This window comes from Allobosea spartocytisi, assembly GCF_014764685.1.
Taxonomy (GTDB): domain Bacteria; phylum Pseudomonadota; class Alphaproteobacteria; order Rhizobiales; family Beijerinckiaceae; genus Allobosea; species Allobosea spartocytisi.
Map to the genome: position 1 here is coordinate 82,236 of NZ_JACXWY010000009.1, position 14,862 is coordinate 97,097.

Annotated in this window: 12 protein-coding genes; 7 read left to right on the forward strand and 5 right to left on the reverse strand. The window is 67.9% G+C overall.

Annotated elements, in window-relative coordinates:
- The first annotated feature begins 201 nt into the window (after positions 1 to 201).
- Both aspT and IED13_RS15840 read left to right on the forward strand, forming a co-directional pair.
- Positions 202 to 1,890 carry an aspartate-alanine antiporter gene (gene aspT, locus IED13_RS15835; RefSeq protein ID WP_142023079.1) on the forward strand — a complete coding sequence of 563 codons (1,689 nt, stop codon included), beginning with the start codon at positions 202 to 204 and terminating at the stop codon, positions 1,888 to 1,890.
- 20 nt (positions 1,891 to 1,910) lie between these two features.
- A complete protein-coding gene (locus IED13_RS15840) occupies positions 1,911 to 3,620 on the forward strand; it encodes a bifunctional aspartate transaminase/aspartate 4-decarboxylase (protein ID WP_191124729.1) in 1,710 nt (569 codons plus the stop codon).
- On the opposite strand, the gene IED13_RS15845 is transcribed toward IED13_RS15840, so the two are convergent.
- The 3 genes from IED13_RS15845 to uxaC all read right to left on the reverse strand — a co-directional run bounded on the left by IED13_RS15845 (position 3,587) and on the right by uxaC (position 7,448).
- Entirely contained in the window at positions 3,587 to 4,417 is an 831-nt protein-coding gene (locus tag IED13_RS15845) for a transporter substrate-binding domain-containing protein (RefSeq protein WP_191124730.1), read from the reverse strand. The two genes, IED13_RS15840 and IED13_RS15845, sit on opposite strands and share 34 nt — an antisense overlap.
- 161 nt (positions 4,418 to 4,578) lie before the next feature.
- The gene (locus tag IED13_RS29235; protein ID WP_191124731.1) at positions 4,579 to 6,048 is read right to left on the reverse strand and encodes a mannitol dehydrogenase family protein; all 1,470 of its coding nucleotides are present in this window, start codon (positions 6,046 to 6,048) and stop codon (positions 4,579 to 4,581) included.
- Positions 6,045 to 7,448 (reverse strand): glucuronate isomerase, encoded by a 1,404-nt coding sequence (gene uxaC / locus IED13_RS15855; protein ID WP_133565472.1) that lies wholly within the window; start codon positions 7,446 to 7,448, stop codon positions 6,045 to 6,047. Before uxaC ends, IED13_RS29235 begins: the two co-directional genes overlap by 4 nt.
- A gap of 174 nt (positions 7,449 to 7,622) precedes the next feature.
- On the opposite strand from uxaC, the gene IED13_RS15860 reads away from it, so the two are divergent.
- Genes IED13_RS15860 through IED13_RS15880 form a run of 5 tightly spaced genes read left to right on the forward strand, consistent with a single transcriptional unit; the run spans position 7,623 to position 13,182 of the window.
- Positions 7,623 to 9,113 (forward strand): ABC transporter substrate-binding protein, encoded by a 1,491-nt coding sequence (locus IED13_RS15860; protein ID WP_191124732.1) that lies wholly within the window; start codon positions 7,623 to 7,625, stop codon positions 9,111 to 9,113.
- 25 nt (positions 9,114 to 9,138) lie between these two features.
- Positions 9,139 to 10,083 carry an ABC transporter permease gene (locus IED13_RS15865; RefSeq protein WP_191124733.1) on the forward strand — a complete coding sequence of 315 codons (945 nt, stop codon included), beginning with the start codon at positions 9,139 to 9,141 and terminating at the stop codon, positions 10,081 to 10,083.
- Entirely contained in the window at positions 10,080 to 10,940 is an 861-nt protein-coding gene (locus IED13_RS15870) for an ABC transporter permease (protein ID WP_191124734.1), read from the forward strand. Before IED13_RS15865 ends, IED13_RS15870 begins: the two co-directional genes overlap by 4 nt.
- Positions 10,941 to 10,966: 26 nt before the next feature.
- Positions 10,967 to 12,355, forward strand: a complete 1,389-nt coding sequence (locus tag IED13_RS15875; RefSeq protein ID WP_191124735.1) for an amidase — start codon at positions 10,967 to 10,969, stop codon at positions 12,353 to 12,355.
- 26 nt (positions 12,356 to 12,381) lie between these two features.
- Positions 12,382 to 13,182, forward strand: a complete 801-nt coding sequence (locus IED13_RS15880) for an SDR family NAD(P)-dependent oxidoreductase (protein WP_113251971.1) — start codon at positions 12,382 to 12,384, stop codon at positions 13,180 to 13,182.
- Between the two features lie 29 nt (positions 13,183 to 13,211).
- Here IED13_RS15880 and IED13_RS15885 read toward each other — a convergent pair whose 3' ends face one another.
- Positions 13,212 to 13,772 carry a DUF4337 domain-containing protein gene (locus IED13_RS15885; RefSeq protein ID WP_038363148.1) on the reverse strand — a complete coding sequence of 187 codons (561 nt, stop codon included), beginning with the start codon at positions 13,770 to 13,772 and terminating at the stop codon, positions 13,212 to 13,214.
- Between the two features lie 157 nt (positions 13,773 to 13,929).
- Positions 13,930 to 14,856 (reverse strand): tyrosine recombinase XerC, encoded by a 927-nt coding sequence (locus IED13_RS15890; protein WP_191124736.1) that lies wholly within the window; start codon positions 14,854 to 14,856, stop codon positions 13,930 to 13,932.
- Between the last annotated feature and the right edge of the window lie 6 nt (positions 14,857 to 14,862).

The window sequence follows — 14,862 nt, forward strand, 5'->3', positions numbered from 1 at the left end:
GCTGTCAGGGACAGAATCGGCAAGCTGGGTTTCGCTCTGCGCGTTCCCGGCATAAGCAGGTCTTTTCTCTCTTCATGTCGATGTCTTTATTATAATGATCGCTAGAATCCGATCGAATTCAAAATATACAACCACAGCTTGAGTCTTTTCCGTTTTTGTACAATCGTTGATCTCGATACGATTGTTTGGGCGGGGGGAAAGATGTCCTGGCTGTCTTCGATCTTTCACCAGTCTCCTGAAATCGCACTCTTTCTTTCGCTGGCTGTCGGCTACTGGGTCGGCAAGTTCCAGTTCGGGAAGTTCCAGCTCGGCGGCGTCGCCGGCTCGCTGCTCGCGGCGGTGGTGGTCAGCCAGGTCGGCGTCACCATCGATAACGGCATCAAATCGGTGCTGTTCGCGCTGTTCATTTACGCGGTGGGTTTCGAGAGCGGGCCCCAATTCTTCCGTTCGCTCGGGCGCCAGTCGATCCGCGAGATCGTGATGGCGGCGGTGCTGGCGGTCAGCGGGCTTGCGACCGTGGTGGTGCTGGCGCGGATGTTCGGGCTCGACAAGGGCCTGGCGGCCGGCATCGCGGCCGGCGGGCTGACGCAGTCGGCGATCATCGGCACGGCGAGCGCCGCGATCGGCAAGCTCGGGCTCGCGGCCGACGAGGTGCAGCGCCTGCAGGGCAATGTCGCCGTCGGCTATGCTGTGACCTATATCTTCGGCTCCTTCGGCGCGATCATCGTCTGCGTCAACATCCTGCCCTGGCTGATGGGGCGCAGCATCCGCGACGATGCGATCAAGGCGGAAGCCGCGCTGCTTGCCGGCATCCGCGTCTACGGGCCGGGCGAGCAGCCGGCGGCGCCCGATCTGGTCGGGCGGCTCTACAAGGTCGAGAAGGTCGCCGGGCGAACCGTCGCGGAGGTCGAGGCGCTGGCGCAGGGCGATGCGATCAGCATCGAGCGGATCAAGCGCGGCGGGGCCGTGGTCGGCGTCGAGCCCTCGCTGAAGCTGGCTGCCGGCGACATCATCCTCGTCGTCGGGCGGCGTGCGGGCGTCGTCGGCGTCGCCGCGCAGATCGGCCCAGAGCTGCAATCCTCGGAAGGCATGGATCTGGTCGTGCAGGTCCGGGATGTCGCCATCGCCAATCGCGACTTCATCGGCAAGAGCGTCCAGCAGATCAGGGACGCCACTGCGGGCAACCTGCGCCACGGCATCTATGTCACCGGGTTGCAGCGCGCCGGCAAGCCGTTGCCGCTGAAGCCCGACACGGTGATCGAGCCGGGCGATGTCGTGCAACTCTACGGCACGGCGGAAGACGTGCAGCGCGTCGCCAAGGTCGTCGGCACGGTGATCGTCGCCAGCGACAAGACCGATTTCGTCTTCCATGGGCTCGGGCTGGTGGTCGGCCTGCTCATCGGCCTCATCGTCGTGCGCATCGGCTCGATTCCGCTGACGCTTGGCAGCGGCGGCGGCGCGCTGCTCTCCGGCCTGCTGTTCGGCTGGTATCGCAGCCGCAACCTCGCCATCGGCAACATGCCGACGGCGGCATCGACCCTGCTGCGCGATCTCGGCCTCGCCGGCTTCGTCGCAGTGGTCGGCCTGCAATCCGGCCAGCAGGCGGTCAGCACCATCATCCAGCAGGGGCTGTCGATCTTCCTGATCGGTGTGGTCGTGACCATCCTGCCGATGATCATCACCATGCTCGTGGGCCGCTACATCCTGCGCTACGACAATACGGCGATCTTCGCCGGCGCGCTCTCGGGCTCGCGCAGCGCCAATCCCGCCTTCGGCGAGGTGCTCGACAAGGCCGGCAATTCCATCCCGACCACGCCCTTCGCGATCACCTATGCGCTCGCGAATGTCTTCCTGACCCTGCTCGGCCCGCTTGTCGTGGCCTTCGCCTGAACGCAACGAGGAGACGCAAGATGGCCGCCGATTACAGCCAGTATGCCAAGCTCAGCCCGTTCGAGCTCAAGGACGAATTGATCAAGCTGGCTTCGGGCCGGGAGAACCGGCTGATGCTCAATGCCGGCCGCGGCAACCCCAATTTCCTCGCGACCCTGCCGCGCCGGGCCTTCTTCCGGCTCGGCCTGTTCGCGGCGAACGAATCCGAGCTGTCCTTCTCCTACATGCCGAACAATGTCGGCGGCCTGCCGCAGATCGCCGGGATCGAGGGGCGCTTCGAGCGCTTCATCGCCGAGAACCGCGACCAGCCCGGCGTCGTCTTCCTCGGCCGGGCGCTGAGCTATGTGCGCGATCAGCTCGGCCTCTCGGCCGCGGCCTTCCTGCACGAGATGGTCGAGGGCATCCTGGGCTGCAACTACCCGGTGCCGCCGCGCATGCTCCGGATCAGCGAGGAGATCGTCAAGCACTACATCGTCAAGGAGATGGTCGGCGGCTTCATCCCGCCGGGCAATGTCGATCTCTTCGCGGTCGAGGGCGGCACCGCCGCCATGACCTATATCTTCAACACGCTGAAGCAGAACGGGCTGGTCAAGAAGGGCGACAAGGTCGCGATCGGCATGCCGGTCTTCACGCCCTATATCGAGATCCCCGAGCTCGACGAATACGGGCTGGTCGAGGTTGCGATCAACGCCGATCCGAAGAAGGAGTGGCAATATCCGGATTCCGAGCTGGAGAAGCTCAAGGATCCGGCGATCAAGATCTTCTTCTGCATCAATCCGAGCAATCCGCCCTCGGTGAAGATGGATGATCGCAGCCTGGAGAAGGTCGCCGCGATCGTGCGCGAGCACCGGCCCGACCTGTTCATCCTGACGGACGACGTCTACGGCACCTTCGCCGACGATTTCCGCTCGCTCTTCGCGCTCTGCCCGCAGAACACGATGCTGGTCTATTCCTTCTCGAAATATTTCGGCGCGACGGGCTGGCGTCTCGGCGTGGTCGCGACGCATCGGAACTCGATCTTCGACAAGGCTTTGGCCGCCCTGCCGGAGGCGGCCAAGGCCGAGCTCGACCGGCGCTATGGCTCGCTCCTGCCGGATGTGCGCTCGCTCAGCTTCATCGACCGGCTCGTCGCCGACAGTCGCACGGTCGCGCTGAACCACACCGCCGGCCTCTCGACGCCGCAGCAGGTGCAGATGGTGCTGTTCTCGCTCTTCGCGCTGATGGACGAGGCCGATGGCTACAAGGCCGAGCTGAAAAAGCTGATCCGCCGGCGCGAGGCGGCGCTCTATCGCGAGCTCGGCGTCGCGCAGGAGACCGACCCGAATGCGGTCGACTACTACACGCTGCTCGATCTCGAGGCGATCGCGCGCGACCTCTACGGCGACGATTTCGCGGCCTGGGTAAAAGACAACGTCAATCCCGACGAGCTGCTGTTCCGCATCGCCGACGAGACCGGCATCGTGCTGCTGCCCGGCCGCGGCTTCGGCACCCAGCAGCCGGCCGGTCGCGCCTCGCTCGCCAATCTCAACGAGTTCGAATACGCCAATATCGGGCGGTCCTTGCGCGGCATGGCCGAGGAGTTCCACGCGCTCTACGAGAAGGGCGGCGGCGGCAAGCGGTCCGGCAGGGGCAAGGCCAAGGCCAAGGCGAAAGACGCCGCCGCTGCCGACAAGGTCTCCGCCAAGGGCAAGGGCGGTCAGAAGGGGCTGACCGGGAAGAAGCGCAAATAGAAGCGGCTGTAGGTCCCGTCGTCCCAGAGGCTCTGGAGCGCGTAGTCGATGGCGCGTTGCAGGGCCGGGTCGTCCTTGCGCAGCAGGAAGGCCACGCCCTCGCCGAAATAACGGCTCTCGAGATAGGGCCCGCCCGAGAAGGCAAGCTCGCCGCCGCTGGCGGAAATCAGCAGCGCCAGCGCCGGGCCGTCACCGAAGACATATTCGGCGTCGCCGCTGCGCAGCGCCGCGACGGCGGCGTTCAGGCCGCTGGTCTCGCGGCGCTGCACGAAGGGCATCAGCCTTTCGAGAAAGGCCTGATGGGCCGTGCCGGAAACGACGGCGACGCGCCGTCCCTGCAGGCTTTCGCCGTCGAGCTCGGCCCGGACATTGCCGCGCGTCGTGACGAAGCGGGCCGGCGCGCGGAAATAGAGATGGCTCGCGGCGAAGCGCTCGCGGATCGCGGGTGTCAGGTTCATCGCCGCCGCCAGCACGTCGCCACGGCCCTCGCCCAGCGAATCCAGCAAGGTGTCGAAGCGGCGCGGCTGGATGGTGCAGGTCCAGCCGAGCTTGTCGCAGACGGCGCGGGCGAGCTCGACCGAGAAGCCGGTCAGGGCCCCATCGGGCCCGGCGAAATGGAAGGGCGGATAGTCGTCATCGGTCAGGAAGCGCACGACGCGCGGCGGGCCGGGCTCGGGCCGGTCGAGCCTGATGCGCGGATCCCAGAAATTCGGGATGGCGATGCGCGGCTGGTCCTGCGCCGCGGCGGTCGCGGCGGCGAGGAGTGCGAAGGCAAAGGCGGCGAGCGCGCGAAGCATTGCCGCGCATCTGGCGCCGGATGGCGGCGGGGATCAAGGGCCCGCCGTCATGCTCGGGCCTGACCCGAGCCTCTCTTGCTTGCCGGATGTGGGTCCGGGAGTCTTCTCGTTGCGAGATTCTCGGGTCGAAGCTGCGCCTCGCCCGAGAATGAGGGTGAGGCTCAACCCAGGCTCGCCGCCGTCGCCTTCGCGCCCTTGTCGAAGAGCGCAGCGAGATGGGCGGTCACCGGTTTTGTAAACCGTTGCTCGCCCGGCAGGTCGCTGCCGAAGATCGCCTCGATGCCGAGCAGGCTCGCGCTCAACGCCTCGGCGTTGCGGCCCGCGACATCGGCCCGGCGCTTGAACTCCGCCGCCAGCGGGTCGCGGACGTCGATGGCGCCGCCCTTCTCGTCCATGCCGGTGACGTAGCGCATCCAGGCGGCGACGCCCAAAGCGAGGTGGTCGATTCCGGCGCCCGCCTTCAGCCGCTCGCGAATCGTGCCGAGCAGGCGCTGCGGCAGCTTCTGCGAGCCGTCCATGGCGATCTGCCAGGTGCGGTGGCGGATCGCCGGGTTCTGGAAGCGGGCGAGCAGGGCCTTCGCGTAATCCGCCAGCACGACGCCCTGCGGCGCCGGCACGGTCGGGATGATCTCGCTCCAGAGCCCCTGCAGGAAGCGGGCGAGGACGGGATCGCCGCTGGCCTCGGCCACCGTCTCATGGCCGGCGAGATAGCCGAGATAGGCGAGCGAGGAATGCGCGCCGTTCAGCATCCTGAGTTTCATGAACTCGAAGGGCGCGACCTCCGTCACCATCTGCGCGCCGACTTCATGCCAGTCCGGGCGGCCGGCGGCGAAAACGTCCTCGATCGCCCATTGCCGGAAGGGTTCGCCGATGACGGGCGCGGCATCGTCCAGGCCGGTCTGCTTGGCGACCTCGGCGATGTCGGCCTCGGTCGTCGCCGGCACGATGCGGTCGACCATCGTCGCCGGGAAGGCGCCATTGGCCTCGATCCAGGCGGCGAGCCTGTCGTCGGTGAGCGCCGCGAAGTCGCGGACGAGGCCGCGCAGGACATGGCCGTTCGAGGGCAGGTTGTCGCAGCAGAGCGCGGTGAAGGGGTCAAGGCCTTCCGCCCGGCGCACGCGCAGGCCGGCGACCAGGATGCCGATGGCGGAGCGCGGCGCGTCCGGGTTTTCGAGATCATGGACGATGTCGGGATGATCGGCTCTGAGCTTGCCGGTCGCCGGATCGTGGCAATAGCCCTTCTCGGTGACGGTCAGCGAGACGATGCGGGTCTCGGGCGAAGCGAGCTTCGCGACGAGGGCGGCCGGGCTTTCCGGCGCGACGAGCACATCCAGCACCGAGCCGATGACGCGCAGCTCCGGCCCCGTGGGGGCGAGCTTCAGCAGGGTGTAGAGCCCGTCCTGCGGTTTCAGCCGGTCGCGCTGGTCGGGGCGCTGGAGGCTGGCGCCGGTGATGCCCCAGGCTCCGAAGCGGCTCTCCAGCGCGTCCTCGGTGTACTCGGCGAGATGGCCGCGGGCGAAGGCGCCGAGGCCGAGATGGACGATGCCAGGCCTGAGGGCGGCGCGGTCATAGGCCGGGCGGCGGACGCCCGCCGCGATCTGGCCGAGAGTGGCGTTGGAAAGGCGGGTCACAGCTTGTAGGCCTCCTTGGCGAGGCGATAGGCGAGGTCATGCGCCACTTCGGCCGCCTCGTCCTCCTCCAGCCGGTGCTCGGCGACGAGTTTCGCGAGATAGGCGCAATCGACCCGGCGGGCGAGGTCGTGGCGGGCGGGGATCGAAAGATAGGCGCGGGTGTCGTCGTTGAAGCCGACGGTGTTGTAGAAGCCGGCCGTCTCGGTCGTCAGCTCGCGGAAGCGCAGCATCGCCTCCGGCGCATCGAGGAACCACCAGCCCGGTCCGAGCTTCAGCGCCGGGTAATGCCCGGCGAGCGGGGCGAGCTCGCGCGAATAGGAGGTTTCGTCGAGGGTGAAGGCGATCACGGTGAGGTTGCGCTCGTTGCCGACGGCGTCGAGCAGCGGCTTCAGCGCTTCGACATAATTGGTCGCGGTCGGGATATCGCAGCCCATGTCGCGGCCGAAATGCTCGAACAGCGCAGCGTTGTGGTTGCGCCAGGAGCCGGGATGGATCTGCAGGACGAGCCCGTCGTCCAGGCTCATCTTGGCCATCTCGGTCAGCATCTGGCCGCGGAACAGGTCGGCATCCTTGGCCGAGACCTTGCCCTTCAGGATCTTGGCGTAGAGCTTCTCGGCCTCGGCATCGGAGAGATTGGCGGTGCGCGCCGTGGCGTGGCCGTGGTCGGAGGAGGTGGCGCCGCGCTGCTTGAAATAGGCGCGCCGCTGGCGATGGGCAGCGAGATAGCCGGTCCAGGAGCCGATATCCTCGCCCGTCAGTTCGCCGAGCTTTTCGAGGTTCTCGGCGAAGCCCTCGAATTCCGGATCGACGACACTGTCGGGCCGATAGGCGGTGACGACCTTGCCGCCCCAGCCGGAGTCGCGGACCATGTCATGCCATTTCAGGTCGTCGAGCGCGCCTTCGGTCGTGCTGATCGCCTCGATGTTGAAGCGCTCGAACAAGGCGCGCGGACGCAGTTCCGGCTCTTCCAGCTTGGCCGCGATCTTGTCGTAGATCCGGTCGGCATTTTCCGACGTCAGGCGCTCGTTGACGCCGAAGATGGTCGAGGCCGCGTGCTCGAACCAGAGTCTGGTCGGCGTGCCCCGGAAGAGATGCCAATGGTCTGCGAAGATCTGCCAGATCTTGCGCGGGTCGGTCTCGACCGGAGCGCCGTCCTTGCGCGGAATGCCGAGCTGTTCGAGCTGCACGCCCTGCGAATAGAGCATGCGGAAGATGTAGTGGTCGGGCTTGACGAAGAGCGTCGCCGGATCGGGAAACGGGTTGTTCTCGGCGTACCAGCGCGGATCGGTATGGCCGTGCGGGGAGATGATCGGCAGGTCGCGGATCGCTGCGAAGAGCCGTCGCGCGATGCCGCGCGTCACCGGATCGGCGGGAAAGAGGCGATCATCGTGCAGCAACATGGGGTATCTCCCTAGTGTTTGGCCGATCTCTAGAACTGCGCGCAGCAGGGGTCAATCGCGTGGTATACTAGTGCGCCAGAGACGCTTGTTTGTAAGCATCCGAAGTGGCGGGGTTGGGCTTGCAAGCGCTGCCGGACCCACGCCATCCTGCCCGCCGCAAACGGAGCGATGACGATGACGACGCGGCGTGAACTTCTGGCAGGGGCCGGTCTGGCGGCTGTCGCAACCCAGATGCCGGCCATCGCTTTCGCCCAGGTGAAGGACAGCGTCACCATCGGCATGACGCTGGAGCCGCCGACGCTCGACCCGACCTCCGGCGCCGCGCAGGCGATCCGCGAGGTGACGCTGCAGAACATCTTCGAGGGGCTGGTCAGGATGGACCGGACCGGCAAGATCCAGCCCTGCCTCGCCGAGAGCTGGGAGATCGCGCCCGACAACGTCACCTATCGTTTCACGCTCAGGAGCGGCGCGACCTTCCATGACGGCACGCCCTTCACCTCCGCGGAGGTGAAATTCTCCTTCGAGCGGGCCGTGGCGCCGGATTCGACCAATGCGCAGCGCCAGCTCTTCACGCCGATCGCGGAGATCGCGACACCCGATCCCGCGACCGTCGTCATCAAGCTCAAGCAGCCGACGGCGAGCTTCCTCTACGGGTTGAGCTGGGGCGATGCCGTGATCGTCGCGCCGGCGACGGCGGCGAACAACAAGACCGCCCCGATCGGAACCGGGCCGTTCAAGTTCGCGCGCTGGAACCGGGGCGACCGGCTCGAACTCACCCGCTTCGACGGCTATTGGGGGCAGAAGCCGTCATTGGCGAAGGCGACCTTCCGCTTCATGTCCGATCCACAGGCGCAGGTCGCGGCGCTGCGGGCCGGCGATGTCGACGCCAACACCAATCTCTCGGCGCCCGAGGCGGTGCCGCAGCTCCAGGCCGATCCCAGGCTCAAGGTCACCATCGGCAAGACCGAGGGCGAGACGGTGCTCGCCACCAACAACGCCAAGCCGCCCTTCGACAATCCTAGGGTGCGGCAGGCCATCGCCCATGCGCTCGACCGCAAGACCATCGCGCTCGGCGTCTACGGCTTCGACGTCACCCTGATCGGCAGCCATTTCTCGCCGCTGCACCCGGCCTATATCGACCTGACCGGCACCTACCCCTACGACCCCGAGAAGGCGAAGGCGCTGCTCAAGGAGGCGGGTTTCCCCAACGGCTTCTCCTGCACGCTGAAGCTGCCGCCGCCCTCCTATGCGCGCCGGGCCGGCGAGATCGTCGCGGCGCTGCTGGGGCAGGTCGGGATCAATGTTTCCATCGAGCCGCTCGAATTCCCGCAATGGCTGGAGCGCGTCTTCCGCAACAAGGATTACGACCTCAGCATCATCGCCCATACCGAGCCGCTCGACATCGATATCTATGCGCGCGACGACTACTACTTCCAGTACCGGAACCCCGCCTTCAAGGCGCTGATCGCCAGGATCGCGGGAACGCTGGACGAGGGCGAGCGCAACGAGCTCTACAAGCAGGCGCAGCGCATGCTGGCCGAGGACGCGGTCAACGGCTTCCTGTTCATCCTGCCGAAGATCACCGTCGCCAAGGCCGAACTGGAGGGCATGTGGACCGACTGGCCATTGCCGGTGACGCCGCTGGCGGAGCTGCGCTGGCGTTGAACGCGGCTCCGCCCGGGATCTTCTCGTGATCGGCTACATCCTGCGCCGCCTTGTCGTGCTGGCGCTGACGCTGATGGCGGCGGCGCTGGTGATCTTCCTCGTGCTGGAGGTGCTGCCGGGCGATCCGGCGGCGGTGACGCTCGGCCTCAACGCCTCGCCCGAGGCGCTGGCGGCGCTCCACGCCGAGCTGGGCCTCGACAAGCCGGCGCCGCTGCGCTTCCTCCTCTGGCTCGGCGGGCTCGCCAGCGGCGATCTCGGCCTGAGCTATACCTATCGCGTCCCGGTGGCGCAGCTCATCATGGAGCGCATGGCGGTGACGCTGCCGCTCGCCGTGCTCGCGATCGCGCTTGCCGTCCTGATCGGCATGCCGCTCGGCGTGCTTGCCGCCTCGCGCCATGGCAGGCTGGCCGATGCCGGCGTCATGGCCTTCGCGCAGGCGGGGCTCGCGATTCCGAACTTCTGGTTCGGGCTCTTGTTGGTGCTCGTCTTCGCGGTCGGGCTCGGCTGGCTGCCGGCGGGCGGCTTTCCGGGCTGGCAGGCGGGGCTGGCCACCGCGCTGAAGTCGCTGGCCATGCCGGCGCTGGCGCTCGCCCTGCCGCAGGCGGCGATCATCGCGCGGGTGACGCGCTCGGCCATGCTCGACACGCTGCAGGAGGATTTCGTCCGCACCGCCCGCGCCAAGGGGCTGAGCGAGGGCACGACGATGCGCCGGCACGCGCTGCGCAACGCGCTGATCCCGGTGGTGACGATCCTGGGGCTGCAATTCTCCGTGCTGATCGCCGGCGCCATCATCATCGAGAACGTCTTCGCCTTGCCGGGGCTGGGTCGGCTGGTCTTCCAGGCCATCGCCCAGCACGATTTGATCGTGGTCAAGGACCTCGTCATGCTGTTCGCCGGCCTCGCCATCATCATCAATTTCGCCGTGGAACTGCTCTACGGGCTGATCGATCCGCGGCTGAGGCAGGCATGAGCGCGCTCGCGGACAAGGCGCCCGGCGGCAGGAAGCGCTGGTGGCTCGCACCGTCCTTCCTGATCGGGGCGGCATTGAGCCTTGCCGTGGTGGCGCTGGCGCTGGTTTCCTATGTCTGGACGCCGCATCCGCCGACGCAGATGGCGATCCTCCGGCGCTTGCAAGGCCCATCCGCCGCGAACTGGTTCGGCACCGACCCGTTCGGCCGCGACGTCTTCTCGATGATCATGGTCGGCGCGCGCAACTCGCTGGCGGTGGGGCTGGGCGCGGTCGGCATCGGCATGGTGCTGGGGACGGTGCTGGGGCTGGTCGCTGCGGTGAGGCGCGACGGCGTCCTCGACAACATCATCATGAGGACCGCCGATTTCACCCACGCCTTTCCGGCGGTGCTGACGGCGATCATGATGACCGCCATCGCCGGACCCGGCATGCTCAACGCCGTCGTCGCCATCGGCGTGCTGAACCTGCCCTATTTCGCAAGGCTTTCGCGCGGCGCGGCGCTGCAGGTCTGGGCGCAGGATTTCATCCAGGCGGCGCGGGCCAACGGGCTGAACAACCGCCAGATCACGCTGCATCATGTCCTGCCGAACATCGCCGGCATTCTGGTGGTGCAGGCGACGATCCAGTTCGCGCTTGCCGTGTTGGCGGAGGCGGGTCTGTCCTATCTTGGCCTGGGCACGCAGCCGCCCAACCCCTCCTGGGGGCGGATGCTCAACGAAGCCCAGACCTTCATGGCGGCGCAGCCCTGGCTTGCGATCTTTCCGGGTGCCGCGATTGCGCTGACCGTGCTGGGATTCAACCTGCTCGGCGACGGTCTGCGCGACGCGATCGATCCGCGCCTGCGCCGCAGCCGGTGAGGGTTGAAGGGAATGAGGATGCTTCGATGACCGACCTTGCCGATCTGAGCGCGGCCGAACTGCTGTCCGCCTATCGCGGCCGCTCGCTCTCGCCGGTCGAGGTGACGGAGGCCGTCATCGCCCGCATCGCCGCCTGGGAACCGAAGCTCGACGCGCTCTGGGCCTATGATCCCGACGCGGCGCGGGTGCAGGCAAAAGCCTCGGAGGCGCGCTGGCTGAGGGGCGAGGCGCTGGCGCTCGACGGTGTGCCCGGCACGATCAAGGAGAATATCCGCACCAAGGGCGTGGCCGTGCCGCTGGGCACGGCTGCGAACGATCTCGCTCCTTCCGCCGACGATGCGCCCCCGGCGGCAAGGCTGCGCGAGGCCGGCTGCGTCATCCTCGGCAAGACGACGATGCCGGATTACGGCATGCTCTCCTCCGGGCTGTCGAGCTTCCACAGGCTCGCGCGCAATCCGTGGGACGTGACGAAGAATCCGGGCGGCTCCTCCGCCGGGGCCGGTGCGGCCGGGGCTGCGGGCTATGGCCCCTTGCATGTCGGCACCGATATCGGCGGCTCGATCCGCCTGCCGGCGGGCTGGTGCGGGCTGGTGGGTCTGAAGCCGAGCTTCGGGCGCGTGCCGATCGACCCGACCTATTATGGCCGCGTCGCCGGGCCGATGACGCGCACGGTTGAGGATGCCGCGCTGATGATGCGGGAACTCTCGAAGCCCGATGCGCGCGACGGCATGAGCCTGCCGCCGCAGGACATCGACTGGCTGGCGCTGGACATCGACCTGAAGGGGCTGCGCATCGGCCTCCAGCGCGATGCCGGCATCGGGCTCCCCGTCGAACCCGAGACGAAGGCTGCGGTTGAGGCGGCGGCGAAAGCCTTTGCCGACGCCGGGGCCATCGTCGAGCCGGTCGGGCCTCACATCACCCGCGCGATGCTCGACGGGCTCGACGATTTCTGGCGCCAGCGCGCCTGGGCCGATATCGGCGCCCTGCCGGCGGAGAAGCAGGCCAAGGTCCTGCCCTACATCTTCCAGTGGGCGAAGGGCGGGCAGAACCTGCCGGGCGAGCGGGTCTATCGCGGCATGAGCCAGATGATGGCGATGCGCGACGCCGCGCTGAAGGCGATCCTGCCTTACGATTTCATCCTCTCGCCGGTGTCGCCGGTGCCGAGCTATCCGGCGGAATGGGCCTCGCCCATTAACGACCCCGCCAAGCCCTTCGAGCATATCTGCTTCACGGTGGCGGCGAACATGTCGGACCAGCCGGCGGTCTCGGTTCATGCCGGGACGACGAAGGCCGGGCTGCCGATCGGCCTGCAGATCACCGGCAGGCGCTTCGACGATCTCGGCGTGCTCAGGATGGCGCGGGCCTGGGAAGAGATGCGCGGCCCGATCATCTGGCCGCGCGCACCCTCGGCCTGACGCTTTCATCGAACAGGAGAGAAGCCATGGATCTGCAACTCAAGGGCAAGCGCGCGCTGGTGACCGGTGGCAGCAAGGGCATCGGGCGCGCCATCGCGCGGCAGCTCGCGCTCGAGGGCGCCGATGTCGTCATCGCCGCGCGCAACCGGGACGAGCTGGCCGAGGCCGCCTCGGCGCTCGCGGCCGAGAGCGGGCGCAAGGTGGTCGGCCATACCGTCGATACCCAGCACGACGACTCGGTGAAGGCGCTCGTCGCCCATGCCGTCGAGGTGCTCGGCGGGCTCGATATCCTCGTGAACGCGGCGGGCAAGCCGGGCGGGCAGGCGCCGCCGCCGAAGCTCGCCGAGATCACCGACGCGCTGTTCTGGGACGACGTCAACGTCAAGGTGATGGGCTATCTGCGCATGGCGCGCGAGGCCGCGCCGCATATGGCGGCGAATGGCTGGGGCCGGATCATCAATATCAGCGGTCTCGCGGCGCGCTCGACCGGCTCCATCATCGGCTCGATGCGCAATGTCGCGGTCGCGGCGATGACCAAGAACCTCGCCGACGAGCTCGGCCCGCAAGGCATCAACGTCACCGTCGTCCATCCCGGCGTGACGCGGACCGAGCGCACGGCCTGGCTGGTCGGGGCGCGGGCGCAGGTCAGCGGCAAGAGCGAGGCGGAGGTCGAGGCCGGCATGACCGCGAACGTCACCATCGGCCGGCTGGTCGATGCGGCGGAGGTCGCGGATATCGTCGCCTTCCTCGCCTCGCCGCGCAGCGTCGCGATCAATGGCGATGCCATCGCCTGCGGCGGCGGCATGCGGGGCGCCATCCACTACTGAGGCAGCCCCTTACCGAGGCAGCAGCGCCCTCAGAACAGCAGATGGGGGGCGAACAGCGCGAGCCCCATGAAGGCGATCGCGACGGCGCCGAGCCCGCCGCCAACGCCGGCGAGCAGCGCCACGCCGGTGATGATCGAGGCCGAAGCGACGACGATGCCGATCTGGAGCAGGCCCGAGGCGATCTCGAAATTCTCGTTGCGGGCCTTGTAGTCGTCGCGCTGCTGCTCGGCCGCCTTGGCCCGCGCCATCAGCTCCTTGCGGCCTTCATTGGTCTCGGGCTCGCTGTTGTAGCGGGCGGCCGTCGCCTTCCAGCCGTCGATGCGCTTCTGCAGCCGGTCGCGGGTCGCCGCATCGGCGGTCGCGGCAAGATCGAGCTCGAGCGTTTCCGCCGCCGTCGTCACCACGGTGCCGCGGATCGTCTTGGCCTGGAAGAAGGCCCAGAGATTGGAGGCGTCGATGTTGCGCGCGATCGCGTCGTTCTCGGCCTGCTTGCCGCCGATCTCGGCCAGCGCCAGCAGCAGGGCCAGACAGGCGATCAGCAGCGCGATGCGCTTGTTGCCGCCTTCCGGGATCTCGACAGGTTCCGACATCGAATCACCTCGCAGGGCCACTATGGCCGCTGTTTAAGGCTTTCCGTTGCGGCAGCAAGATGTCGGATCGCCATGCGCCCTGGCGGGCAAGATGGCGTTCCGTTTTCCTCTTGCATCGGATTCGTCCGAAAAGTGGTTTCCACTTTTCGGTCCGATGTCAGCGCCCCGCCCGCGGATGGGCGGCGTCATAGGCCGCCATCAGCCGGGCGGAATCGACGCGGGTGTAGATCTGCGTGGTCGAGAGCGAGGCGTGGCCGAGCAGTTCCTGGATGGCGCGCAGATCGCCGCCGCGCCCGAGCAGATGCGTCGCGAAGGAATGGCGCAGGGAGTGCGGCGTCGCGGATGAGGGCAGGCCGAGCGCGCCGCGCAGCCCCTCGACCGCGAGCTGGATGATGCGGGGCGATAGCGGCCCGCCCTTGGCGCCGACGAAGAGCGGACCTTCCAGCGGCAGGCGCCAGGGGCAGAGCTTGAGATATTCCGCGATGGCGGCCACCACCACCGGCAGCACCGGCACCATCCGCGTCTTCGAGCCCTTGCCGATCACGGTCAGCGTCTCGCCGGCGCTTTGCGGTGCCTGGGCACGAGCGAGCGAGAGCGCCTCCGAGATACGCAGGCCGCTGCCATAGAGCAGGCCGAGCACGGCGGCGTCGCGGGCCAGGATCCATTGCTCGCGCTCCTCGCCGGCGCGGGTGTCGGCCTGGGTGACGGCGCGCGCGGAGGCGGGTTCGAGCGGGCGCGGCAGCGACTTGCCGAGGCGCGGCCCGCGCGTCGCGGCGAAGGCGGCGGCGGTGAGCTTGCCGCTGCGCTCGCCGAAGCGGGCGAAGGAGCGCAAAGCCGCGAGCTGGCGCATCAGCGTGCGGTTGCCGACGCCGTCGCGGCGGCGCTGGCCGAGGAAGGCGCGCAGGTCGACAGGCTTCAGTGCGGCGATATCGGCGAGCGAGGGCGCTCCGCCGAGATGCCCGGTGAGGAAAGCGGTGAACTGGCCGAGATCGCGGCCATAGGCTTCCAGTGTCTTCGGCGAGAGGCGCCGCTCGGCCGAAAGATGGGTCAGCCAGTCCTGCCGGAAGGAGTCGAAATCGGTCATCGCGGA

Coding starts and splice junctions, on each gene's coding strand:
- aspT (WP_142023079.1), top strand. CDS start 202: ATGTCCTGGCTGTCTTCGATCTTTCACCAGTCTCCTGAAATCGCACTC.
- IED13_RS15840 (WP_191124729.1), top strand. CDS start 1,911: ATGGCCGCCGATTACAGCCAGTATGCCAAGCTCAGCCCGTTCGAGCTC.
- IED13_RS15845 (WP_191124730.1), bottom strand. CDS start 4,417: ATGCTTCGCGCGCTCGCCGCCTTTGCCTTCGCACTCCTCGCCGCCGCG.
- uxaC (WP_133565472.1), bottom strand. CDS start 7,448: ATGTTGCTGCACGATGATCGCCTCTTTCCCGCCGATCCGGTGACGCGC.
- IED13_RS15860 (WP_191124732.1), top strand. CDS start 7,623: ATGACGACGCGGCGTGAACTTCTGGCAGGGGCCGGTCTGGCGGCTGTC.
- IED13_RS15870 (WP_191124734.1), top strand. CDS start 10,080: ATGAGCGCGCTCGCGGACAAGGCGCCCGGCGGCAGGAAGCGCTGGTGG.
- IED13_RS15875 (WP_191124735.1), top strand. CDS start 10,967: ATGACCGACCTTGCCGATCTGAGCGCGGCCGAACTGCTGTCCGCCTAT.
- IED13_RS15880 (WP_113251971.1), top strand. CDS start 12,382: ATGGATCTGCAACTCAAGGGCAAGCGCGCGCTGGTGACCGGTGGCAGC.
- IED13_RS15885 (WP_038363148.1), bottom strand. CDS start 13,772: ATGTCGGAACCTGTCGAGATCCCGGAAGGCGGCAACAAGCGCATCGCG.
- IED13_RS15890 (WP_191124736.1), bottom strand. CDS start 14,856: ATGACCGATTTCGACTCCTTCCGGCAGGACTGGCTGACCCATCTTTCG.